Annotated in this window: 20 protein-coding genes, 1 tRNA gene and 1 riboswitch; of the genes, 18 read left to right on the top strand and 3 right to left on the bottom strand. The window is 32.4% G+C overall.

The features are described 5' to 3' along the window. Window position 1 precedes the first annotated feature (1 nt). The 9 genes from BTO06_RS13260 (at window position 2) to BTO06_RS13220 (ending at window position 11,330) form a co-directional block, all read left to right on the top strand. Window positions 2-589, top strand: coding sequence for a precorrin-2 dehydrogenase/sirohydrochlorin ferrochelatase family protein (locus BTO06_RS13260; protein WP_100925768.1), 588 nt, complete (start codon window positions 2-4; stop codon window positions 587-589). Next, the gene (locus BTO06_RS13255) at window positions 589-1,644 is read left to right on the top strand and encodes an NAD(P)/FAD-dependent oxidoreductase (RefSeq protein ID WP_100925767.1); all 1,056 of its coding nucleotides are present in this window, start codon (window positions 589-591) and stop codon (window positions 1,642-1,644) included. Before BTO06_RS13260 ends, BTO06_RS13255 begins: the two co-directional genes overlap by 1 nt. Continuing rightward, entirely contained in the window at window positions 1,644-1,976 is a 333-nt protein-coding gene (locus tag BTO06_RS13250; RefSeq protein WP_100925766.1) for a 2Fe-2S iron-sulfur cluster-binding protein, read from the top strand. Before BTO06_RS13255 ends, BTO06_RS13250 begins: the two co-directional genes overlap by 1 nt. 62 nt (window positions 1,977-2,038) lie before the next feature. Further along, entirely contained in the window at window positions 2,039-2,761 is a 723-nt protein-coding gene (epsC, locus tag BTO06_RS13245) for a serine O-acetyltransferase EpsC (RefSeq protein ID WP_100925765.1), read from the top strand. A gap of 10 nt (window positions 2,762-2,771) precedes the next feature. Then, window positions 2,772-3,659: a cysteine synthase CysM gene (gene cysM / locus BTO06_RS13240; RefSeq protein ID WP_100925764.1), complete on the top strand. Its 888-nt coding sequence runs from the start codon at window positions 2,772-2,774 to the stop codon at window positions 3,657-3,659. A gap of 170 nt (window positions 3,660-3,829) precedes the next feature. Next, window positions 3,830-3,976: riboswitch (SAM riboswitch) on the top strand. Between the two features lie 54 nt (window positions 3,977-4,030). After that, a complete protein-coding gene (locus tag BTO06_RS13235) occupies window positions 4,031-5,035 on the top strand; it encodes a homocysteine S-methyltransferase family protein (protein WP_100925763.1) in 1,005 nt (334 codons plus the stop codon). Window positions 5,036-5,065: 30 nt separating this feature from the next. Then, window positions 5,066-7,723, top strand: a complete 2,658-nt coding sequence (gene metH / locus BTO06_RS13230; RefSeq protein WP_100925762.1) for a methionine synthase — start codon at window positions 5,066-5,068, stop codon at window positions 7,721-7,723. 259 nt (window positions 7,724-7,982) lie between these two features. Further along, window positions 7,983-8,939, top strand: coding sequence for a methylenetetrahydrofolate reductase [NAD(P)H] (gene metF / locus BTO06_RS13225; RefSeq protein WP_100925761.1), 957 nt, complete (start codon window positions 7,983-7,985; stop codon window positions 8,937-8,939). Between the two features lie 84 nt (window positions 8,940-9,023). After that, on the top strand, window positions 9,024-11,330 hold the full coding sequence (locus tag BTO06_RS13220) for a S9 family peptidase (RefSeq protein ID WP_100925760.1): 2,307 nt from the start codon (window positions 9,024-9,026) through the stop codon (window positions 11,328-11,330). A 141-nt stretch (window positions 11,331-11,471) separates the two neighbouring features. Here BTO06_RS13220 and BTO06_RS13215 read toward each other — a convergent pair. Further along, a tRNA-Phe gene (locus BTO06_RS13215) sits at window positions 11,472-11,544 on the bottom strand. A gap of 100 nt (window positions 11,545-11,644) precedes the next feature. On the opposite strand from BTO06_RS13215, the gene BTO06_RS13210 reads away from it, so the two are divergent. The 7 genes from BTO06_RS13210 to BTO06_RS13180 all read left to right on the top strand — a co-directional run bounded on the left by BTO06_RS13210 (window position 11,645) and on the right by BTO06_RS13180 (window position 19,299). Further along, window positions 11,645-12,373, top strand: a complete 729-nt coding sequence (locus BTO06_RS13210) for a type III pantothenate kinase (protein WP_100925759.1) — start codon at window positions 11,645-11,647, stop codon at window positions 12,371-12,373. Next, entirely contained in the window at window positions 12,366-13,658 is a 1,293-nt protein-coding gene (locus tag BTO06_RS13205) for a hypothetical protein (protein WP_100925758.1), read from the top strand. Before BTO06_RS13210 ends, BTO06_RS13205 begins: the two co-directional genes overlap by 8 nt. A 14-nt stretch (window positions 13,659-13,672) precedes the next feature. Further along, window positions 13,673-14,992, top strand: coding sequence for a hypothetical protein (locus BTO06_RS13200; protein WP_100925757.1), 1,320 nt, complete (start codon window positions 13,673-13,675; stop codon window positions 14,990-14,992). Continuing rightward, window positions 14,992-15,564 (top strand): LPS export ABC transporter periplasmic protein LptC, encoded by a 573-nt coding sequence (lptC, locus tag BTO06_RS13195; RefSeq protein ID WP_232731461.1) that lies wholly within the window; start codon window positions 14,992-14,994, stop codon window positions 15,562-15,564. The genes BTO06_RS13200 and lptC overlap by 1 nt, the downstream gene beginning before the upstream one ends. Next, window positions 15,564-15,758 (top strand): hypothetical protein, encoded by a 195-nt coding sequence (locus BTO06_RS13190; RefSeq protein WP_100925756.1) that lies wholly within the window; start codon window positions 15,564-15,566, stop codon window positions 15,756-15,758. The genes lptC and BTO06_RS13190 overlap by 1 nt, the downstream gene beginning before the upstream one ends. After that, entirely contained in the window at window positions 15,758-17,050 is a 1,293-nt protein-coding gene (locus BTO06_RS13185) for a hemolysin family protein (protein ID WP_100925755.1), read from the top strand. The genes BTO06_RS13190 and BTO06_RS13185 overlap by 1 nt, the downstream gene beginning before the upstream one ends. Window positions 17,051-17,163: 113 nt before the next feature. After that, complete coding sequence (locus tag BTO06_RS13180; protein WP_100925754.1) at window positions 17,164-19,299, top strand: peptidylprolyl isomerase; 2,136 nt, start codon at window positions 17,164-17,166, stop codon at window positions 19,297-19,299. A gap of 140 nt (window positions 19,300-19,439) precedes the next feature. On the opposite strand, the gene lpdA is transcribed toward BTO06_RS13180, so the two are convergent. Further along, a complete protein-coding gene (gene lpdA / locus BTO06_RS13175; RefSeq protein WP_100925753.1) occupies window positions 19,440-20,840 on the bottom strand; it encodes a dihydrolipoyl dehydrogenase in 1,401 nt (466 codons plus the stop codon). 99 nt (window positions 20,841-20,939) lie between these two features. On the opposite strand from lpdA, the gene BTO06_RS18720 reads away from it, so the two are divergent. Together BTO06_RS18720 and BTO06_RS13170 are read left to right on the top strand one after the other, a co-directional pair. Continuing rightward, on the top strand, window positions 20,940-21,410 hold the full coding sequence (locus BTO06_RS18720; protein ID WP_198517084.1) for a heme-binding domain-containing protein: 471 nt from the start codon (window positions 20,940-20,942) through the stop codon (window positions 21,408-21,410). A 69-nt stretch (window positions 21,411-21,479) separates the two neighbouring features. Further along, window positions 21,480-22,655 (top strand): glycosyltransferase, encoded by a 1,176-nt coding sequence (locus BTO06_RS13170; RefSeq protein WP_198517171.1) that lies wholly within the window; start codon window positions 21,480-21,482, stop codon window positions 22,653-22,655. Here BTO06_RS13170 and BTO06_RS13165 read toward each other — a convergent pair. Further along, entirely contained in the window at window positions 22,652-23,413 is a 762-nt protein-coding gene (locus BTO06_RS13165; protein ID WP_100925752.1) for a cyclase family protein, read from the bottom strand. The genes BTO06_RS13170 and BTO06_RS13165 overlap by 4 nt on opposite strands. Between the last annotated feature and the right edge of the window lie 17 nt (window positions 23,414-23,430).

The following is a 23,430-nucleotide window of genomic DNA, read 5'->3' as shown; positions in this document are numbered from 1 at the left end:
TATGAGCGAAGAAAGAAATAATTTGTATCCTGTTTTTTTAAAAGTAGAAAAGCTCGAAATTCTTATTGTTGGAGGTGGTTTTGTAGCAGAGGAAAAACTTACATTTTTATTAAAATCAAGTCCAGCCACAAAAGTAACAATGGTATCTCCAATGTTTAGAGAAGGAACTGTTGAATTAGCTAAAAAAGGAGCAGTTACCTTGATAGAAGATTCTTACAAAACATCTTATTTGAAGGGCAAGCATATGGTAATTGTTACAACAGATAAGCCTGCAGTAAATATTCAGGTATATATGGATTGTAGAGAGCAGCAGAAGTTAGTAAATGTAGCTGATAATCCTCCTTATTGTGATTTTTACATGGGCGGAATTGTAACTAAAGGAAATGTAAAAATAGCAATTTCAACAAATGGAAAATCACCAACAACAGCAAAAAGATTACGTCAGTTTTTTGAAGAAGTAATTCCAGATAAAATTGATGATTTGGTCAAAAATCTAAACGATTATAGAAATATTATCAAAGGAAACTTTGAACAAAAAGTAGAACAATTAAACGAGTTCACAAAGAGCTTAGTAGAAAAGCAAGAGTAATGATTGAAACAGATGTACTTATTATTGGAGCAGGTCCAACAGGTTTATTTACAGTTTTTGAAGCAGGTTTATTAAAATTACATTGTCATTTAATTGACGCATTGCCTCAGCCAGGTGGACAATGTTCGGAGATTTATCCTAAAAAACCAATTTATGACATTCCAGCATATCCAGAGATTTTAGCAGGAGATTTAACTGAGAAATTATTGGAACAAGGAAAACAGTTTCAACCTGGATTTACCTTAGGAGAGCGAGCAGAAACGATTAAAAAACAAGAAGATGGTAGTTTCATTATAACGACGAATAAAGGAACAAAACATAAAGCTCCAGTTGTAGCAATAGCAGGAGGATTAGGAAGTTTTGAACCTCGAAAACCAAAAATTGAGAATTTATCAAAATTCGAAGATTGCGGAGTTGAATATATGATCAAAGAGCCTGAATTATATAGAAATAAAGATGTAGTAATTGCAGGTGGAGGTGATTCGGCTTTGGATTGGTCGATTTTCTTAACTGATGTGGCAAAATCGGTTACCTTAATTCATAGACGAAATGAATTTAGAGGTGCTTTAGATTCTGTAGAAAAAGTTCAAGAACTAAAAAACTTAGGTAAGATTAATTTAATTACTCCAGCTGAGGTGAAAGGAATTCTTGGAGATGATCATGTTACAGGAGTTGTGGTTGAACAAAAAGATAAAGAACCGTTTATTTTAGACACCGATCATTTTATTCCGCTATTCGGTTTGGCACCAAAATTAGGTCCAATAGGAAAGTGGGGATTAGAGATAGAGAAGAATGCTATTAAAGTGGATAATGCATTAGACTATCAAACAAATATTCCTGGAATTTATGCCATTGGAGATGTAAATACGTATCCAGGTAAATTAAAATTAATTTTATGTGGATTCCATGAGGCTACTTTAATGTGTCAAAGTGCATATAAAAGAATTTTTCCAGACAAGAAGTATGTAATGAAATATACAACTGTTGGAGGAGTTCAAGGATTTGATGGGACAAAAAAAGAAGCACCAAAAGCAGTGGTTAAAGCTATTGAGTAATGGAGCAAGATGTTACTATAAAAATTAAAGATCGTGATGGTGTAATTCATGAGGTAGTTGCCCCGACAGATATGGCAATGAATCTAATGGAAGTTGTTCGTTCTTACGAATTAGCTCCAGAAGGAACTATTGGTATTTGTGGTGGAATGGCAATGTGCGCATCTTGTCAATGTTATGTAAATTCTAGTCACGAGTTATCAGAAATGACTGATGATGAAGATGCGATGTTAGCGGAAGCATTTGATGTGCAAGAGAATAGTAGACTTGGTTGTCAAATTCAAATAACATCGGCATTAGAAGGTTTAGAGGTTGAATTAGCACCTGAGAGTTAATACTACTGAATTTATTTCAGTATCTTTTATAATAGATTAAAATAGAGGATAATAAAGTAAAAATGGAATTTAGTAATTACAACTTATCGCTTAAAGAGGATGTAGAACTTTTTACCAAGCAGCTGTTTTATGCTTTGTTCGAGGATGTTTGTCGAGAAAAGGCAAATCATTTAAAAAAACAATTCGTGAAGATTCTAAATGGTTTATCAGTCAAGAAAGCTAATGAAATTTGGATGTACTATCAAACATCGTTTTGTAATATCCGAGAAAAGTTAGATTTAGATGCGAAAGCATTTGAAAGTACTGATCCGGCTTGCAAAAGTTTAGGTGAAGTTTATTTAGCTTATCCTGGGTTTCATGCTATTGCAATTTATAGATTAAGTCATGAGTTATATAAAATTAATGTCCCAATTCTACCAAGAATGATGAGTGAGTATGCTCACAGTCTTACAGGCGTTGATATTCATCCTGGTGCAACAATTGGAAATTCATTCTTTATTGATCATGCAACTGGCGTTGTTATCGGAGAAACAACTGTAATCGAAAATAACGTCAGTATTTATCAAGGAGTAACATTAGGAGGAATTCAAGTTAAAAAAGAATTAGCTGAAGTCAAAAGGCATCCAACAATTGAAAGTAATGTTACTATTTATGCTAACGCAACTATTTTAGGAAATATCACAGTTGGTCGGAATACAGTTATTGGTGCAAACGTTTGCATTACTAAGTCAGTAGGAGCAAATTCAACCGTTATTTATAAATCACAAAACAGTATTTATACTTAAAAAGAAGTATATGATTTCAAAAAATATAACAGATTTTGTAGGGAATACACCTTTAGTTGAAGCTACAAATATTATTAATAAAGAAAATGTTCGTCTGTTTTTCAAATTAGAAGGACATAATCCTGGCGGTAGTGTAAAAGATAGAGCTGCCTATTTTATGATTTCTGAAGCACTAAAAAAGAAGAACATAAAAAAAGGAGACACTCTTGTTGAAGCAACAAGTGGAAACACTGGTATTGCTTTAGCCCTAATGGCAAAAGTTTTAGGTGTGAATATGGTTTTAGTAATGCCAGAACACGCAACAATCGAAAGAGTAAAAACGATGCGTGCTTACGGAGCAGAAGTTATTTTAACTCCAAGTGAAGTTGGAATGGAAGGAGCAATTGATCATGCATTGGAATTAAAATATAAGAAAGGTTATTTCAGATTAAATCAGTTTGATAATTTCGATAATCCAAAAGCACATTACAGTACAACTGGTCCAGAAATATGGAGAGACACTAATGGTAAGGTTACACATTTTGTTTCTGCAATGGGAACAACGGGAACCATTACTGGGGTTTCAGATTATTTGAAGGAACAAAATAAAGATATTCAAATTGTAGGAGTTCAACCTAAAGAAGGTGCTCGTATTCCAGGAATTAGAAAATGGCCGGAGGAATATTTACCGGCAATTTTTAAAAGAGAGAAAATCGATAAAGTTTTAGAAGTAAGTCAAGAAGAAGCTAAGGCAATGACAGTTCGTTTGGCTCGGGAAGAAGGGATTTTCTCAGGAATGAGTAGCGGTGGAGCAACAGCTTCAGCTTTAAAACTTGCTGAAACTATTGATGAAGGTGTAATCGTATCTATTATATGTGATAGAGGAGATCGATATTTATCGTCCGATATTTTTCATTAAAATTTAAGTTTAGGAAAAAAATTCTCATTTTATAATCGTGTTTGAATACGCGAGAATTGATATTGTCGTTGAATTTTAACACTATACCATCTAAATTAATGTAAATGTTAAGTTTATTATTTAAAATAAGTTATTTACATTTGTACATTATTAGTTCATAAACATTATTGTCGTTATTAAGAAAGGTGGAGGGAATAGACCCTGCGAAACCTTAGCAACCCTTTGTTCATGCTGAATTTGTTTCAGTATCGCACAAAGAAGGTGCTAAATTCTACTGTTCACACTGAACTTGTTTCAGTATAACAGAGAGATAACTCAAAAGAATATTACTTCTTCTTTTCCTGATAACACATCATAATATTTTATCAGGAATGTCAAAAATTTATTCAGAAATTCAAAAAAGAATCCTTGTGCTTGATGGCGCAATGGGAACAATGCTTCAAGAATATAACTTCTCAGAAGAAGATTTTCGCGGAGAACGTTTTAAAGATCATCCTTCACCATTAAAAGGAAATAATGATTTATTATCTATAACTCAGCCGGAAGCGATAAAAGAAGTCCATCGTAAATATTTAGAAGTTGGAGCTGATATCATAGAAACTAACACCTTTTCAGGAACCTCTATAGCTATGGAAGATTATTCTTTAGAACATTTAGCATATGAGTTAAATTATGAATCTGCGAAAATTGCCAAAGAGGTCGCAAATGAGTTTACAGTTAAACAACCAAACAAACCAAGATTTGTTGCAGGAGCAATAGGTCCAACAAATAGAACTGCTAGTTTATCTCCAGATGTAAATAAACCAGAATACAGAGCTGTAACTTTTGAAGATTTAAGAAAAGCGTATAAAGAACAGGTCGAAGGTTTAGTTGCTGGTGGAGTAGATATATTACTAGTGGAAACCATATTTGATACTTTGAATGCTAAAGCCGCACTTTTCGCTATCGATGAAGTTAAAGATGAGAGAAATATAGATATACCGATCATGGTTTCTGGAACCATAACAGATGCTAGTGGAAGAACTCTATCTGGTCAAACTGTAGAGGCTTTTTTAATTTCAATGTCACACATTCCATTATTAAGCGTTGGTTTTAATTGTGCATTAGGAGCAGAACAGTTACAACCGTACTTAAAAAGATTGTCAAACAATACCAGTTTTTATACTTCGGCATATCCAAATGCCGGATTACCCAATGCTTTTGGGGAGTACGATCAGTCGCCAGAAGAAATGAAAACATTAATAGAAGATTATCTAAAGGATGGGATTCTAAATATTATTGGAGGTTGTTGTGGAACTACTCCTGAACATATTAAAGGTATTGTAGAAATAGCTGAAAAGTATCAACCAAGACAATTAAAGGTAGCGAATCTATAATATAATAGGACTTTAAAAGGATAAGTAGGTATGAAGAGATATTTAAAATTATCAGGATTAGAACCATTAATCATAACACCTGAAAGTAATTTTATAAATGTCGGAGAAAGAACAAACGTTACAGGATCACGTAGATTTCTTCGTTTAATTAAAGAAGAAAAATATGGAGAGGCACTCGCAGTTGCAAGAGATCAAGTAGAAGGTGGTGCACAGATTTTAGATGTAAATATGGATGAAGGAATGTTAGATGGTGTTCATGCCATGGTAACATTCTTAAATTTAATAGCATCTGAACCAGATATTGCTAGAATTCCAATAATGATCGATAGTTCTAAATGGGAAATTATTGAATCAGGATTGCAAGTTGCGCAAGGAAAATGTGTGGTAAATTCTATTTCTCTAAAAGAAGGTGAAGAAGCTTTTATTCGCCAGGCTAAGTTGATTAAAAGATATGGAGCTGCAACTATTGTTATGGCATTTGATGAGGTTGGACAGGCTGATAATTACGAACGTAGAATAGAAATTTGCGAACGCTCCTATCGAATTTTAGTGGATGTGGTGAAATTTCCCCCAGAGGATATCATTTTCGATCCTAATATTTTCCCTGTGGCAACAGGTATGGAAGAGCATAGAAAGAATGCAATTGATTTCTTTAAAGCTACCAAATGGATTCGAACAAACCTTCCATATGCAAGTGTTTCTGGAGGTGTAAGTAATGTTTCTTTTTCATTTAGAGGAAATAATGTTGTTCGAGAAGCAATGCACTCAGCTTTCTTATATCACGCCATTCAACATGGAATGAATATGGGAATTGTGAATCCTACAATGTTAGAAGTTTATGACGAAATTCCTAAAGATTTATTAGAACATGTCGAAGATGTACTATTAGATAGAAGAGATGACGCCACAGAACGATTATTAGATTTTGCGGAAACTGTAAAAGGAATTAAAAAAGAGGATAGTTCTAAACAATTAGTTTGGAGGGAAAATTCCTTACAAGATCGAATTACCCATAGTTTAGTAAAAGGAATTGATGCCTTTATTGTTGAAGATGTAGAAGAGGCTCGTCAAAGTGTAGAAAGACCAATTGAAGTTATTGAAGGTCATTTAATGTCTGGAATGAACGTCGTTGGAGATTTATTTGGTAGTGGGAAAATGTTCTTGCCTCAGGTAGTAAAATCTGCCCGAGTAATGAAAAGAGCTGTGGCATATTTACAGCCATTCATTGAAGAATCGAAAGATAGTAATGCAAGTTCAGCGGGGAAAATATTAATGGCAACCGTAAAAGGAGATGTTCATGATATTGGTAAAAATATTGTGAGTGTTGTACTTGGGTGTAATAATTATGAGATCGTTGATCTTGGGGTTATGGTTCCGCCAGAAAAAATTATTGAAGTAGCTCAAAAGGAACAAGTTGATGTAATTGGTTTAAGTGGATTAATTACCCCTTCTTTAGATGAAATGGTGTATTTGGCAAATGAAATGGAAAAGAAAGAAATGAATATTCCATTGTTAATTGGAGGTGCAACTACATCTAAAGCACATACAGCTGTTAAAATTGCTCCGAAATACACAAATTCTGTGGTGCATGTAAATGATGCGTCAAGAGCGGTAACGGTAGTAGGAAATTTATTACAGGAGAATAATAAAATCTATAAAGAGGAAATACGTAGTGAGTATGTGAAGTTTAGAGATCAGTTTTTAAATAGAACTAAACAAAAGAATTATGTAACCATTGAGGAAGCAAGAAATAACAAGTTTCAAATTAATTGGGAAGAATCAGAAATTACAAAACCTGATTTTTTAGGGTCTTATGTTATTGAAAACTTGGACTTAAACCTTCTTGTAGATTATATCGATTGGAGTCCATTTTTTAGATCATGGGATTTACATGGAAAATTTCCAGACATACTAACCGATGATGTTGTAGGTAAACAAGCAACTGAATTATATGAAGATGCCAAAGTATTATTAAACCAAGTTATAGAGGAAAAACTATTAAAAGCTAAAGCAGTTTTTGGTTTGTTTGAAGCGAATTCTGTCGAAGATGACATCATTGTAAATGCAGATGGCAAAGAATTTACATTCCTTACGCTTCGTCAGCAATTAAAGAAAAGGGAAGGAGTGCCAAACATTGCGTTGTCTGATTTTATTGCTCCAAAGGATTCAGGAATTCAAGATTATTTAGGAACATTTTGTGTAACAGCTGGTTTCGGAACGGCTGAGCTTGCAGCAGAATATGAGAAGAATAATGATGATTATAACTCTATAATGATTAAAGCAATTGCTGATCGTTTTGCAGAGGCTTTTGCGGAATATCTCCACGAGGAAGTTCGTAAAAAATACTGGGGTTACGCGGCTGCAGAAAACTTATCGAATGAAGAATTAATAAAGGAGAGTTACAAAGGAATTCGTCCTGCTCCTGGTTATCCTGCATGTCCCGATCATTTAGAGAAAAATACGATTTGGGATGTACTAAAGGTTGAAGAAAAAATAGGAGTTCAACTTACTGAAAGTTTAGCAATGTGGCCTGCAGCTAGTGTTTCTGGTTATTATTTCGGAAATGCAGAAGCTAAATATTTTGGACTTGGAAAAATAAAAGAAGATCAATTAAAAGATTATACCGAACGAAGAGGAATTAGTGATGATTTAACCAGAAAATGGTTAAGTCCAATTATTGCCGATTAATGAGTAGCGTGAGCACAAAGACTATAGTATAAAGTTAGAAAGTCGTCAAATTGTTCATGGATTAGATGAACCATATAAATAGATAATAGTAGAAATTAAAGTAGAAGGCTACAATAAAAAGCTAGTCAATAATAAAAGCGTAAAATCGTAAGTGAAAAATTCATATTACCATATTATAACCACGGAAGGTGATGTGTTGGGAATATGAAGTCGATTTTGAAACCATTAAAAATAAAGTTCTTTAAGAAAGATCAAAAAAATGAAAGTTACAGAACACATAGAAAAATCCAATGGAAAAACTAGGTTTTCTTTTGAAATTTTACCTCCATTAAAAGGTCAAAATATAGATTCAATTTTTAATAATATTGATTCTTTAATGGAATTTAATCCCCCTTTTATTGATGTCACATATCATAGAGAAGAGTATGTTTATAAAGAATTGGAAAACGGATTATTACAAAAACAAGTTGTAAAAAAACGACCAGGAACTGTTGGTATTTGTGCTGCAATTCAAAATAAATACAATGTAGATGCAATTCCTCACGTATTGTGTGGTGGATTTACTAAAGAGGATACTGAAAACTTTTTAATCGATTTGGATTTTCTGGGAATTGATAATGTCATGGCACTACGTGGTGATGCCGTTAAAAGTGAAATCTATTTCAAGCCAGAAAAAGAAGGTCACCAATATGCTAGTGATCTAGTAGATCAAATTGAGTGTTTAAATCATGGAAAATACTTAGATGAAGAATTGCAAAATTCGGCACCAACAGATTTTTGTGTAGGAGTTGCAGGTTATCCTGAGAAACACATGGAAGCTCCAAGTTTAGATTCAGATATTCATTTCTTGAAAAAGAAAATTAAAAAAGGAGCGGATTATATTGTAACTCAGATGTTTTTTGACAATCAAAAATATTTTGAATTTGTAGATAAATGTCGTGCGGAAGGAATTACAGTACCAATTATTCCAGGACTGAAACCTATCTCAACAAAAAAGCAATTAAATATGATACCCCATCGCTTTAAAGTTGATCTTCCTGATGATTTAATTATGGCTGTTGTAAATTGTAAAAACAATCAACAAGTGCGCGAAGTAGGTGTGGAATGGTGTATCAACCAAAGTAAAGAATTAATTATTAAAGGTGTTCCGTTTTTACATTATTATTCAATGGGGAAATCAGATAATATTAAAAATATAGCCAAAGAAATTTTCTAAAATTTAAATCGTTGTTTGTAACAATTTGCGATTAGGTTGCACTAATGTTTATAAATATTAACAATAACCATAAGCAAAAATAAAATGAAAATAAACAGCAAATTACTAACAATTCTATTTTTTGTAGTTAGTGTTTCTGTAACAAATGCCCAAAAAATTGTTGGGAGTTGGAAAGGAACGCTAAAAGTACAAGGCATGGAAATGCCACTGATATTTAATATTTCTGAAAAAGATGGTGCTTTTTCGTCTACTATGGATAGTCCTTCTCAAGGAGCAACAGGAATCCCAATGGATGAAACAAAATTTGAAGGAAATACCCTTTCAATGACATTTAAAAAAGCAGGGATTACATATTCAGGAAATTTAGAAGACAACACAATTAAAGGAACTTTTAAACAAGGAGGAATGGAGATTCCATTATCGTTACAAAAAACAGAGAAAACAGTTCCAGGTAATCCGGAGTTGGTTTCATCTGAAGCAGATTTGAATAATTTATCAAGTATAGAGAAAGGAAACTATAAGTATTCTGTAGAAGATTATTTCTCAAATCCAAAGGGAGTTTCATTCCGATTTTCTCCAGATGGTAAATATTTATCTTACAAAGAGAGTGATGAGAATGGAAAGCAGCATGTTTATGTAAAGAATATTCAAACAGGCAAAGCAGAAAGAGTTATTGAGCAAAAAAAGGAATTAATCCGTGGATATGGTTGGTTAAATTCAAACCGTTTATACTATACTATGGATAAAGGAGGGAATGAAAATTACCACATTTATGCCATAAACTTAGACGGAAGTAATGATAAGGATTTAACTCCTTTCGAAGGAGTAAGAGCAAATTTCGAGTCATTATTAAAAGAAGATAAAGATCATATCATTGTTCAGTTAAATAAGAACAATCCTCAAATTTTCGAACCATACAAGCTAAATGTTGTCACTGGTGAAATCAAGCAATTATTCGAAAATAAGGATGCTAGTAATCCAATTTCAGGATATCAATTCGATAAAGATGGTAACTTAAGAGGTTATACTAAGTTGAAAGATGGCGTAAATATGGAGGTGTATTATGAAGATGGAAAAGGAGGATATGAATTATGGAAGCAATTGAATTGGAAAGATAGTTTTGGAGTTATTTCGTTCAACTATGCTACTGATTACCCTCACGATGCTTATGTGTTGAGTAATTTAGAAACTGATAAAGCAGAAATCTTATTATATGATTTAAAGAAGAAAAAAACGATCAAGAAGATTTTCTCAAATGAAAAATATGATGTTGGAGGTCTAGGATTATCTAAAAAGAATAATTATGCGATTGATTATTTATCATATGAAGGAGAGAAAAACATCCTTATTCCAGTAAGTAAGGCTTATAGAAAAATAGATAAAGCTGTAAAGAAAAAGCTTCCAGGAATGCAGTATTACGTTACAGGAAGAACAGATGACGAATCTAAATATATGTTATATATCACTAGTGATAAAGTATACGGAATCTACTATGTTTATGATTTAAAGAAAAACGAATTAAAAGAGATTTATAATACAATGCCACAACTTCGTTCAGAAGATATGGCAGAAATGAGACCAATTACATTCAAAAGTAGAGATGGTGTAACAATTCACGGATATATTACATTACCAAAAGAAGCGTTAAACGGTGAAAAAGTTCCTGTTATTGTTAATCCACATGGTGGTCCACAAGGAATTAGAGATTCTTGGGGATTCAATCCAGAGTCACAATTGTTTGCAAGTAGAGGATATGCTACATTACAGGTGAATTTCAGAATTTCTGGTGGATATGGACGTAAATTTTTAGAGTCTGGATTTAAAGAAATTGGTAGAAAAGCAATGGACGATGTAGAAGACGGATTAAAATACGTTGTTGACAAAGGATGGGTAGACGGAGATAAAGCTGCTATATATGGAGGAAGCCACGGTGGATATGCTGTATTAAGAGGTTTAACAAAAACTCCTGATTTATATGCATGTGGTGTAGATTATGTTGGAGTTTCGAATTTATTTACATTTATGAAAACAATTCCACCATATTGGAAACCTTATTTAAAAATTATCAAAGAAATATGGTATGATGAAGATGTAGCAGAAGAAAAAGAAATAATGAATGAAGTTTCACCTGTATTTCATATTGATAAAATAAAGAAGCCTTTATTTGTAGTTCAAGGAGCGAATGATCCAAGAGTAAATATCGATGAGTCGGATCAAATTGTAGAAGGATTAAGAGCGAAAGGAGTTGACGTTCCGTATATGGTTAGATATGACGAAGGTCATGGATTTGGAAAAGAAGAAAATAGAATTGCTTTATATAAATCGATGATGGGGTTTTATGCGAAACATTTAAAAGAAGCTAATAAAGATAAAGAGCCGATAAAATATTAAATAAACTCTTTTAGCTGTAATTAAAAAGAAACCGAATCTGCTGATTTCGGTTTTTTTGTTTGGTATGATTATGGGATTAAAAATTATGGTTTCTTTATTTCCTAAAAGAAAAAAAGCCCTGAATTATCAGGGCTTCTTAAGTGGTACCTCCAGGAATCGAACCAGGGACACAAGGATTTTCAGTCCTTTGCTCTACCAACTGAGCTAAGGTACCAGCTTGTTAGCGGATGCAAATATATAATAGTTTTTTGAATTGAACCAAATAAAAATGTGAAAAATCTATTATAAATTTGCTAGCCTCATAAATCGAACAAATGAATTTAATAATTGATGTTGGAAATACTCGTGTGAAAGCTGCTCTTTATGAAAAAGATAGCTTAAAAGAGTTAGTTGTTTTTCAGAAAAATGAAATAGTTTCTGAACTGAAAAAAATTTTGAAAAAAAGTAAAATTTCTTCCTCAATCGTATCTTCGGTAGCTACTTTATCAGATGAAAATCTAAAAGAGCTGCATAAATTTTTAAATTTGATGGAGCTTAATTATGAAACAAAAGTTCCTTTTATAAATAGATATAAATCTCCGACTACTTTAGGAGTTGATAGAATTGCTTTAGCAGCATATGCTGCTTTGCAGTATCCAAAAAGGAATGTCTTGGTTATTGATGCAGGTACTTGTATAACTTTTGACTTTATTAATAAGGGAATATATGTAGGAGGAGCTATTTCACCTGGATTAAAAATGAGATATAGATCATTAAATAATTATACTTCGAAATTACCTTTATTAGAGACAAAAGAGCCTGATGATTTTGTTGGCGACAATACGAATAATTGTATTCATTCAGGTGTTGTAAACGGAGTTGTAAATGAAATTGATGGGGTAATAAACCAGTACAAAACTAAATATCAAGATTTAACAGTTGTTTTAACAGGAGGAGACACGAATTTTTTGGCTAAACAATTAAAAAATCACATATTTGCCAATCCAAATTTGGTTTTGGAAGGTTTACACAAAATTTTGATTTATAACAGAGCGGATGATTAAGAGATTTTTAGTTGTAGTTTTAGTAACGATATCGGCATATTTAGGCGCGCAAAGGAATAGTTCTTCACCCTATTCTTTTTTTGGTATCGGAGAAGATGTGAGTAGAACTACAGTTGAACAAGCTTCGATGGGAGGTATAGGTGTAGCAATGAAAGATATTAATCACCTAAACTTTATAAATCCCGCAGCAAATGCTGACCTAATTGTAGCAACTTATGCCTTAGGGGGCGAATTATCATTATTAAATATTCAAAGTAGTATATCCGAAGATTCAGGTAATACAACTAGTTTAAGATATGTAGCTCTTGGATTTCCAATTGGAAAAAATGCTGGTTTTTCTGCAGGGTTACAACCTGTCTCAAATGTAGGTTACGCTCTTTTGAATAGTATTAACGATGCGAATGGAGATTTTCAAGAAGCTACAAGATTCAATGGTAATGGTGGAACATCAAGATTATTCGGAGCATTCGGATTAAATATTTTTAAAAATTTAGCCTTAGGTTTTGAGGCAGGTTTTATTTTTGGATCAATCGATAATGAAATTTCTAATCAAAGAGCAAATGTTAGTCTCTTAACCAGATACGAAAAACAAACACGTGTAAGAGGAGGACAATTTAAGTTAGGAGCACAGTATAAGAGAAAACTAAAAAATGAATTAGAATTAAATGTAGGTTTAGCAGTTCAATTAGAAAATAGGTTAAATATAACTGGTTCTGAAAGATTGTATAGTTATAACTTTTCTTCAATTAATGGTTTAGAAGAACCAAGAGATACTTTGTATGATAGAGGGGTTTCGGGTGAGTTAGTAAATCCTGTGAAAACCATTATGGGGATTGGTATAGGAAAAGAAAATAAGTGGTATGCTGGAGTAGATTATGAATTCCAAGATGCTTTTCAAAATGAAGGAAACATTGTACAAGGATCAACTTATAAATTTGATTCATCAAATAGATTGTCTTTAGGAGGATATTATATCCCTAAAGTGAATTCTATTGGAAGTTACTGGGAAAGAGTTACTTATCGGGCAGGATTACGTTTTCAAAAGACAGGATTATTAGTTGATGGAACAAATTCTGGAACAAATTTTACTTCAATTGATGATTTTGGCATAAATCTTGGTTTCGGTTTACCAATGCCACGACAAATATCAAGTTTAAATCTTGGTTTAGAGTATGGTCAAAAAGGTACCATCGAGAATAATTTAATAAAAGAGAACTACTTTAATATAAGATTAAGCTTATCTTTAAACAGTACAAACTGGTTTAAGAAAAGGCGAATAGACTAATAAAAACTGAAATAATGAAAACAATAACAAAGCATTTCCTTAAAGGTGTATTTTTGTTTGTAGCAGTAGGATTGAATGCTCAGGCAAGTCAAGAGTGTAACATTAAGTATAATTTATTCAAAGGAGATGTTACAACTAAAAAATATGAGCAATCAAAAGAAAATTTGAATTACTTATTAGAGAATTGTTCAAAATTATCAGTTAATATATATAAATACGGTGCGAAAGTAGCAGATCAGACCAAAGATGCTGATTTATATAAAAAGGTGTATGAAGCACGTTTAGTTAATTTCCCAGATAAAGGGGCTGCCAAAGCACACAGTGATTATGCTACTTTTTTAAGTAAGAATAAATTAGCTTCTGAAGATGAGATTTTTAATATTTTAGAGAAAGCTTACAAGGCTTCTCCGAAAGATATGGGAGTGAAAAATATATTCAAATATTTCAAAGGAATTGTTGGCAAGTATAAAGATGCTAATCCACAAAAAGTATTTGATACGTATGATGATGTAATGGAATCTGTTGGGGAGAAACTAGATGATTATAATGTTAAGATTAGTAAATTATTAGTTAAGGATTCATTAGGGACAATTGATTCTAAAGAAAAGAAAAGATTAAAAATTTATTCAATTAATTCTAAAGCTTTAGGTTTAGTAGAAGGTGGTTTGGATGCTGATATCTCTGCAATTGCTACCTGTGAAAGATTAATTCCAATTTACAGTAGAGACTACGAAGCTAACAAAACAAATGGTGTTTGGTTAAAAAGAGCCGTATCAAGAATGTATAATAAAGAGTGTCAAGGTGATCCTTTGTTCGAAAAGTTAGCTAAATCTTATGCTGATGTAACTCAATCGGCTGATGCATTTAATTTTGTTGCGGGTGTATTAGATAATAATGGAGACTCTAAAGGAGCTGTGGCAATGAGAAAAAAGGCTTTCGATTTAGAAACAGATCCACTTAAGAAGGCAAGACTTAAGTTGAGAGCCGCTCAGGGAACAAAAAGTAAATCAAGAGCAAGAGCTTTAGCTTATGAAGCTTTAAAGTACAATCCGAATATGGGTAAAGCATATTTATTTATTGCTAGTTTATATGCAAAGAGTGCTAACTCATGTGGAAATAATGAATTTGAAAAGAGAATGGTGTATGTTGCTGCTTTAAATAAAGCGCAAAGAGCACAAAGAGTTGATCCAGGTAGTGGAGCTGGAAGATATATTAAAAGTTACAAAAGTAACATACCTTCAAAGAAGTTAATCTTTACAACAGGTGTTGCTGCTGGAAGTCCACATAAGATTGGATGTTGGATTGGTGAAACTGTTCGTGTTCCAAAATATTAATGAGCATATCGATTAAACATATTTTAAAGAACATTGCTTTCATTTATTTGATAGCAATGTTTTTTTCTTGTACTAATGATGTGAAAAAGGTACGAGATTTTCTTAAAGATAAAAATTTACCGATTGGAGTTGCGAAGAATACGTATCATGTTTACAAAGATTCTGGTAAAGTAACATCTAAATTGATTACTCCACTGTTAAGAGATTTTTCGAATCGAAATGAACATCCTTACAACGAGTTTCCTGAGGGAATTAAAATCATTACCTTTGAGAATGAAGGACAAGACTCAACAACTATTACAGGAAATTATGCCTTATCTTACGCAAAAACCCAGGTTTCTGAAATAAAAGGAAACGTAGTAGTTTTCAATCATACTGATAGTATTAAGTTGGAAACGAATCAACTGTTCTGGGATCAGCGTGAAAAGTATTTTTTTACGGAAGATGGGTTTAGATTAACAACTCCGAGTAGTACTATCGATGGATTTGGTTTTGAATCAAAACAAGATTTATCGAAGTGGATTTTAAAAGATATAACTGGGGAAGTAGAAACAAAACAAGGAGATTTATAATGAATAAAATTTGGAAATATACACAGTACGGATACATTGCTGTTGCAGTAGTACTTCTTATTGACGCTGTAACAAGGTGGAGTTCGGATAGAAATCAAGCTTATTTAAGTATTGCTTTTGCTGTATTTATGTTGTTAATATTTCTTTTTAAGCGTAACTTTAGAAAAAAAATAGAGCGCCGAAATAATCAATAATGAGTTACGAAATTGTAATTATACTTATTTCTATTCTTTTTTCTGCTTTCTTTTCGGGGATGGAAATTGCTTTCATTTCGTCAAACAGGTTATATTTAGAACTAGAAAAGAAAAAAGGGGATTATATTTCTAAAATCCTAACAAAAATAACAGAGAAATCTTCCAGGTTTATTACAACTATGTTGGTTGGTAATAATATTTCATTAGTAGTATACAGTTACTTTATGGGAGAGTTGTTAATGAATTGGTTTCAAAGTTTTTTACCTACTGATTATACCATAATTCATTATTTATTAATTGATTTACAATTATTAACTCAAACTTTAATATCGACTATATTAATTCTAGTTACTGCTGAATTTCTACCGAAGGCTTTATTTAGAATTTACGCCAATGAAGCTGTGAAAATTTTTGCTGTTCCGGCGTACATATTTTTTGTGTTGTTTTATTTTCTCTCAAGCTTTATTTCAACTATTTCAGATTTTTTCCTTAGAGTATTTTTCAAGACTAAAGGGGATGAAGTACAAACTGAATTTAGTAAGGAAGAATTAGGGAACTATATAACAGAACAACTGGAAACTAATAAGGAAGATGAGGAGGTTGATTCGGAAATTCAAATCTTTCAAAATGCCTTGGTTTTTCATAAAGTAAAAGCTAGAGAAATCATGGTTCCAAGGATAGAAATTGCAGCTGTAGATTTACACGAAACAGTTACGAATCTTAGAAAAGCCTTTATAGAAAGTGGTTTTTCAAAAATTATTGTATATAAAAATTCGTTAGATGATATCATAGGTTATGTGAATTCTTATGAGTTATTCAAGAGACCGCGAACAATAAAATCCATTTTATTGCCTGTTGAAATTGTTCCAGAATCTATGATAATCAATGATGTTTTGAATGTTCTGATGAAAAAAAGGAAAAGTATTGCTTTAGTTGTTGATGAATATGGCGGGACGTCAGGAATAATTACAGTAGAAGATATTGTTGAGGAATTATTTGGAGAGATCGAAGATGAGCATGATAATTTAGAATTACTAGAGGAAAAAGTAAACGACAATGAATTCAATTTTTCCGCGCGTTTAGAAGTTGATTATCTGAATGAAGAATACGGCTTAAATATTCCAAAAGAAGACGCTTATGAAACTTTAGGTGGTTTCATAATCAATCATACTGAAAGTATTCCAGAACAGGATGAAGAGATTCAAGTTGATAACTTTAAAATAAAAATTATCAAAGTTGGATCAACGAAAATCGACTCAATTCACTTAGAAGTTCTTCCGCAAGAAGCCTAATTTTTTCACCATTTGAGACTTCAATTATTTACTGATAGTAAAACTGTCAAAAACATTGCATTATTAAATGCGAAATTGTATTTTCGCACACTGTTAATAAAATAAATGTAGAAATGGCAATTTTATCGAAAATTAGAGAACGCTCTTGGTTATTAATTCTTATCGTAGGTTTAGCATTATTTTCTTTTGTATTAGATCCATCAACGTTATCAGATTTTTTTAATTCTACAAAGATGAACGAGGTAGGTGAGGTGAATGGTGAAACGATCTCTCGTCAGGAATTTGCAGAAGCATTAGACAATTATAAAGCTCAAACAGGAAACCGTGTTAGTGAAATGCAAGCGGCAAAAACAGTTTGGAATAATTTATTACGTCAAAAAATTTATGAAAGCCAATTAGAAGAGGCAGGGATTACTGTTGGAGAGGCTGATATCTTAAATGCATTATACGATACAGAATTTATTAAAAATGATCCAAGGTTTTTAACAACAAATGTTTTCGATAAAGCAAAGTTCAAAGAGTTTTTAGCAACGATTAGTGCTGAGCAAGGAGAAGAATGGAAAAACTGGAGAAATTATATGGCTTCAGTAAAAGCAAATCTTCAAAAAACTACTTATGATAAATTAGTAGCTGCTGGTTTAGGAGCTTCTTTAACAGAAGGTGAAAATGAATATTACACAGATAATACAAAAATTAATGCGAATTTAGTTTTTTTATCTTATACTTCAGTTCCAGATAGTACAATTACAGTTACAAGGTCAGAAATTAAAAATTATATTGATCAGCATCCATCAGAGTATGAAGTTGAGGCTTCGAGAGATATTAGGTACGTAAAGTTTAATATTAATGCTACTCCAGAAGATGAGGCTGAGATCAAAGCAAGTGTTGCTAAATTAATCGAGGATTCTACGAACAAACAAGGAACTGTTGTTCAAGGATTAAAATCTGCTACTAATTACAAATACTTTTTGGAGGAAACAAATTCTGATTTAACTTTAAATGAGTCGGCCCAGTTTAAAGGACAAGTTCCACAAGTAATTGCTGAAGATTTATTTAATGGGAATATTGGAGATGTTTTCGGTCCTTATAAGGATCAAGGATATTATAAGTTATCAAAAATTACAGAAGTTTTAAATGTGCCAGATTCTGTTAAGTCTAGTCATATTTTAGTTCCTTTTGTAGGAGGAATGAGAGCAGATGCTTCGGTAACTAAAACCGAAGAACAAGCTAAGAAAACAGCAGATAGTATTTATGCTTTAGTAAAGAATAATTCGGCTAAGTTCAAAGCTATTGCAGATGAAATTAATACAGATGGTACAAAAGGTAAAGGTGGAGATATTGGTTGGACAACTTATAATGTTGGATTCTCTCAAAGTTTTGATGAAGATTTCGCAAAGTTTATTTTCAATAATAATAAAGGAGATATACAAGTTGTAAAAACTAAGTTTGGATATCATGTCATTAAAATTGATGATCAAAAGAAAGAGCAAAAAGCTTTAAAATTAGCAACATTTGGTCGTAAGATTGAGGCATCTGAAGTAACTGAAAATAATATTTTTCAAGATGCTGAGACTTTTGCTTTAGAACTTTCTAAAGGAACGAGTATCGATGAAGCAGCTAAGCAAAAGGATATAATTACTCTACCAGCAGTAGGTTTAAAGGCTTTGGATGAGAATGTGCCTGGTTTAGGAAATGAAAGAGAAATTATTACTTGGGCGTTCGGAAAAGATGTACAGATTGGGTCTTATAAGCGTTTTGATGTAACTGGAGGTTATGTTGTAGCAACTTTAACTAATGTTACAGAAAAAGGGTTAATGCCAGTGAATAAGGCAATATCTAAGGTTCGTCCTATTTTAGTGAATGAAAAGAAGGCAAAGATATTGGCAGGTAAATTAAACGGAGCTACTTTAGAAGAAATGGCATCTGCGAATAAGCAAACTGTAAGAGCTGTAACATCTGTTAATTTAAAATCACCAACTTTAACAGGAATTGGTTTTGAACCAAAAGTTGTAGGAGCGATGTTAAATGCTCAAGAGAATAAAGTTTACGATCCGATCGAAGGTGATAGAGGAGTTTATGCATTCGTAGTTACAGGAAAAGAGGCACCAACGGCTTTACCAAACTACGATACATACCGTAAGAGACTAGCAAACCAAAGAAAAAATCAATCTTTCAATATGTTTGAGGCAATTAAGAAAGCTTCTGATATCGAAGATGGAGTAAGTTCTTTTTATGGTATTGATCAATAAAGTGAAAACTATAAGATAAATTAAAAGCTGAGTTTAACAACTCGGCTTTTTTATTTTTAATAAGTAAAGATAGATTTGGTTCAAATAAAAAAAAGCAATCTCGTTGAGATTGCTTTTTAAATATATTTTAAAACGTTTTATTATGCGTTTAGTGGTTTCCCATCCCAAGCAGCTTTAGCAGCTTCTTTAACTGCTTCAGAGTATGTTGGGTGACCATGACAGATACGAGCAATATCTTCTGCAGACGCTCTGAATTCCATAGCAACAGCCATTTCCATGATTAAATCAGCTACACGAGCACCTACCATGTGAACTCCTAAAACTTCATCAGTATTTTTATCAGCTAAAACTTTTACAAAGCCATCAATATCACCACTAGCTCTAGATCTTCCTAAAGCCCGCATTGAAAATTTACCTGATTTGTATTCAACGTTAGCAGCTTTTAATTCATCTTCTGTTTTTCCAACAGCAGCAACTTCTGGCCAAGTGTAAATAATTCCAGGAATTAAGTTGTAATCAATATGTGGCTTTTCTCCAGCTAAATATTCAGCAACAACAACTCCTTCTTCTTCAGCTTTATGTGCTAACATTGCACCACGTACAACATCTCCAATTGCATAAATGTTAGAAACGTTAGTTTGTAAATGATCATTTACATCTATTTGTCCTCTTTCAGTAACTTTAACACCAGCTTTATCTAATGCTAAACCTTCAATATATGGTCGACGTCCAACAGCAACTAAGCAATAATCACCAGTAAAAGTTATTTCTTCACCTTTTTTATTTGTTGCTTTTACAATTACTTCATCTCCATTTCTTTCAACAGCAGTAACACCGTGGCTTACATTGAACTTTACACCTTGTTTCTTTAAAACTTTAGTTAATTCCTTAGAAACATCTTTGTCCATTGTAGGTGTAATTGTTGGTGCATATTCTACAACAGAAACATCAGCACCTAAACGTTTGTATACTGATCCTAATTCTAAGCCAATAACTCCTCCACCAATTACAATCAAGTGCTTTGGAACTTCTTTTAGTTTTAAAGCTTCAGTAGAAGTAATAATTCTTTCTTTATCAATTGAGATAAAAGGTAATGTTGAAGGTTTAGAACCTGTAGCGATGATAATATCAGTTCCTTCAATTACTTCTGAACTTCCATCAGTTTTTGTTACCTTAACATGAGTAGCGTCTTCAAAAGAACCTAATCCTTCGTAAACATCAATGTTATTTTTATCCATTAAATATTTGATACCACCAGTTGTAGTTTCTACAACTTTAGCTTTACGATCAATCATTTTTCCAAAATCAAAAGTTGGATTTTCAACTGAAATTCCATGCTCTTCAAAATGGTGAACAGCATCATAATAATGATGAGAAGAATCTAATAAAGCCTTAGATGGAATACATCCAACATTCAAACAGGTACCTCCTAATGTTGAATATTTTTCTATGATGGCAACTTTCTTACCTAGTTGAGACGCTCTTACCGCAGCAATATATCCTCCTGGGCCAGAACCTATAACGATAATATCGTATTTCATGAGATATTTTAATTTTGGATACAAAATTACAATTATTTACCAATAAAAACTCAGTATTACTTATTATTGCTATTTTTAAATGAATAAGTTAACTACTGTATGAAATTATTGAAGAAAATTGGATGGATAGCTTTAGTTTTATTACTGGTTATTCAGTTCATCCCAACGGAAAAAAATAATGGAGAATTAAGTTCTCTAGATACTTTTGTGAGTGAAACAAAACCTACGGATGAAGTTCAAAAAATATTAAAGAATGCCTGTTACGATTGTCATAGTGATCAAACAATCTATCCTTGGTATCATTCTGTAGCTCCTTTAAAGTTTTGGATTAATCATCATGTAGAAGAAGGAAAAGAGCATTTGAATTTTTCAAACTGGGCAGATTATTCTTTAAAAAGAAAAGAGCATAAAATGGAAGAGTTCTGGGAAGAGGTAGAAGAGAAACATATGCCATTAGATTCTTACACATGGACACACTCTGATGCTAAATTATCTAATGAACAGATTGCGAAAGTTGTTAATTGGGCAAAAACTGTTCAAACGAATTATGAAGCTCAAATTCAAAAATAATTGAGTAATAAAGTTCTAATCATAGGATACGTATGGGTTGAACCAAATTCTTCTGCTGCCGGTGGAAGAATGTTACAGCTCATTCATTCTTTTAGAGATAGAAATTATGAAGTAATATTTGCAAGTCCTGCTCAAAAGGGAGACAAAGGAATCAATTTAGTAAAGTTAGGAGTTAAAGAAGTTCAAATTGAATTAAATTCTCCTAGCTTTAATGATTTTATAAAGGAACTTCAGCCGCAAATTGTGATGTTCGATCGCTTTATGATGGAAGAACAATTTGGTTGGAGAGTTACGGAAAACTGTCCAAATGCTCTACGAATATTAGATACTGAAGATCTTCATTTTTTAAGGAAAGTCAGGCATCAGCAATTAAAAAAAGGTGTTGCATTTTCAACAGAGGAATTATTAAGATCAGTTGATACCAAAAGAGAAATTGCTTCAATTTTGCGATGTGATTTAAGTTTGATTATTTCTTCTTTCGAATTAAAATTATTGAAAGAAATATTTAATACAGACGAGTTATTATTAATGCATTTGCCATTTATGTTAGATGGTATTTCAGAGAAAGTTACATCAAATTGGTTGTCATTTTCAGAAAGAGAGCATTTTGTTTTTATTGGTAATTTTTTTCACAAACCTAATATTGATGCAGTTTTAGAGTTACAGAAATTATGGCCAAAAATTAGAAAACAATTGCCAAAAGCGGAAGTTCATATTTATGGAGCTTATGTGAATCAACAAATTCAACAATTACATAAACCAGAGCAAGGTTTTATAGTAAAAGGATTTGCAGAGAGCGCCAATGAGGTTGTTTCAAAAGCTAAAGTGGTTTTAGCACCAATACGATTTGGAGCTGGTATAAAAGGTAAATTAACCGAAGCAATGTACTGTGGTACTCCAAGTGTAACGACAGCTATTGGAGCAGAAGGAATGCATGAAGATTTACCATGGAATGGGTTTATTGCCAAATTAGAGGATGATTTTGTTGATAAAGCGGTAACTCTTTATACTGATAAAAATACTTGGGAAACTGCTCAACAAAACGGAATAACTATAATTAATTCAATTTATGATAAGCAGATTTTAGAATCTAATTTTATGGATAAAATTGATGAGTTAATTTTAAATTTAGAAAAACATAGAACGAAAAACTTCTTAGGATCTTTATTACAACACCAAACACTACAGTCCACAAAATATATGAGTAAGTGGATTGAAGAGAAAAATAAAAAAGAGACCGATTAATTCATCATTGCTACAACTCTTGCCGGAGCAGCCGAAGCACCAACAATTTTCAAAGGAAATACAGCAACCTTAAATCCAGAATAAGGTAATGCATCTAAATTTACTAATTGTTCCATATGCCAATATTCCTTGTCTTGTCCCACTAAATGAGCTTCCCAAAATAACTCTGAGTTATTCGTTTCTTTAGCTTTTTGTAACATGTGAGGAAGTGGTAAATCCCAGCCCCAAGAATCAATTCCCATCACTTTTATTCCTTTATCAATTAACCAAGAAGTAGCTGCGGCACTCATTCCAGTGCCAACTTTATGGAAATCTTTTGTGCCGTTAAATTTATCACGACCAGTTTTAATCAATACAATCATTCCTGATCTAATCTCTAAATTGTTTTCTGAAAGAAACTTTTCAATATCGTTAACCGTGATAGGATCAAAATCAACTTTGTGTTTCATGTCGATAACAATCCCGTCTGCGTAACAAATATCTAACGGAATTTCATCAATTGTTTTTGATTTTTCACCATTTGTTGTAGGAGAATAATGCCAAGGCGCATCGATATGTGTAGTGGAGTGAACTCCCATTTTTTGAATTATATCATCCGCCCATCCATCAAAGTTCTTTGGGAAAAGTTTAAAAGGAAGTCCTAAAAAACGAATTAACCACTTCGCTTTTTTATGAGATTTGTGCTTAATTTTCACTTTCATAAACCAAGGATCGTTTTTGTTATAACGAATTGGTTTAGATAAATCGATGATTTTCATAATGGAGGTTATTTAGA

Origin of the sequence: Tenacibaculum sp. SZ-18 (genome assembly GCF_002813915.1) — a bacterium.
Lineage (GTDB): Bacteria > Bacteroidota > Bacteroidia > Flavobacteriales > Flavobacteriaceae > Polaribacter.
Note: the sequence above shows the minus strand (reverse complement) of the source record. Positions and strands in the feature narration are given on the sequence as shown.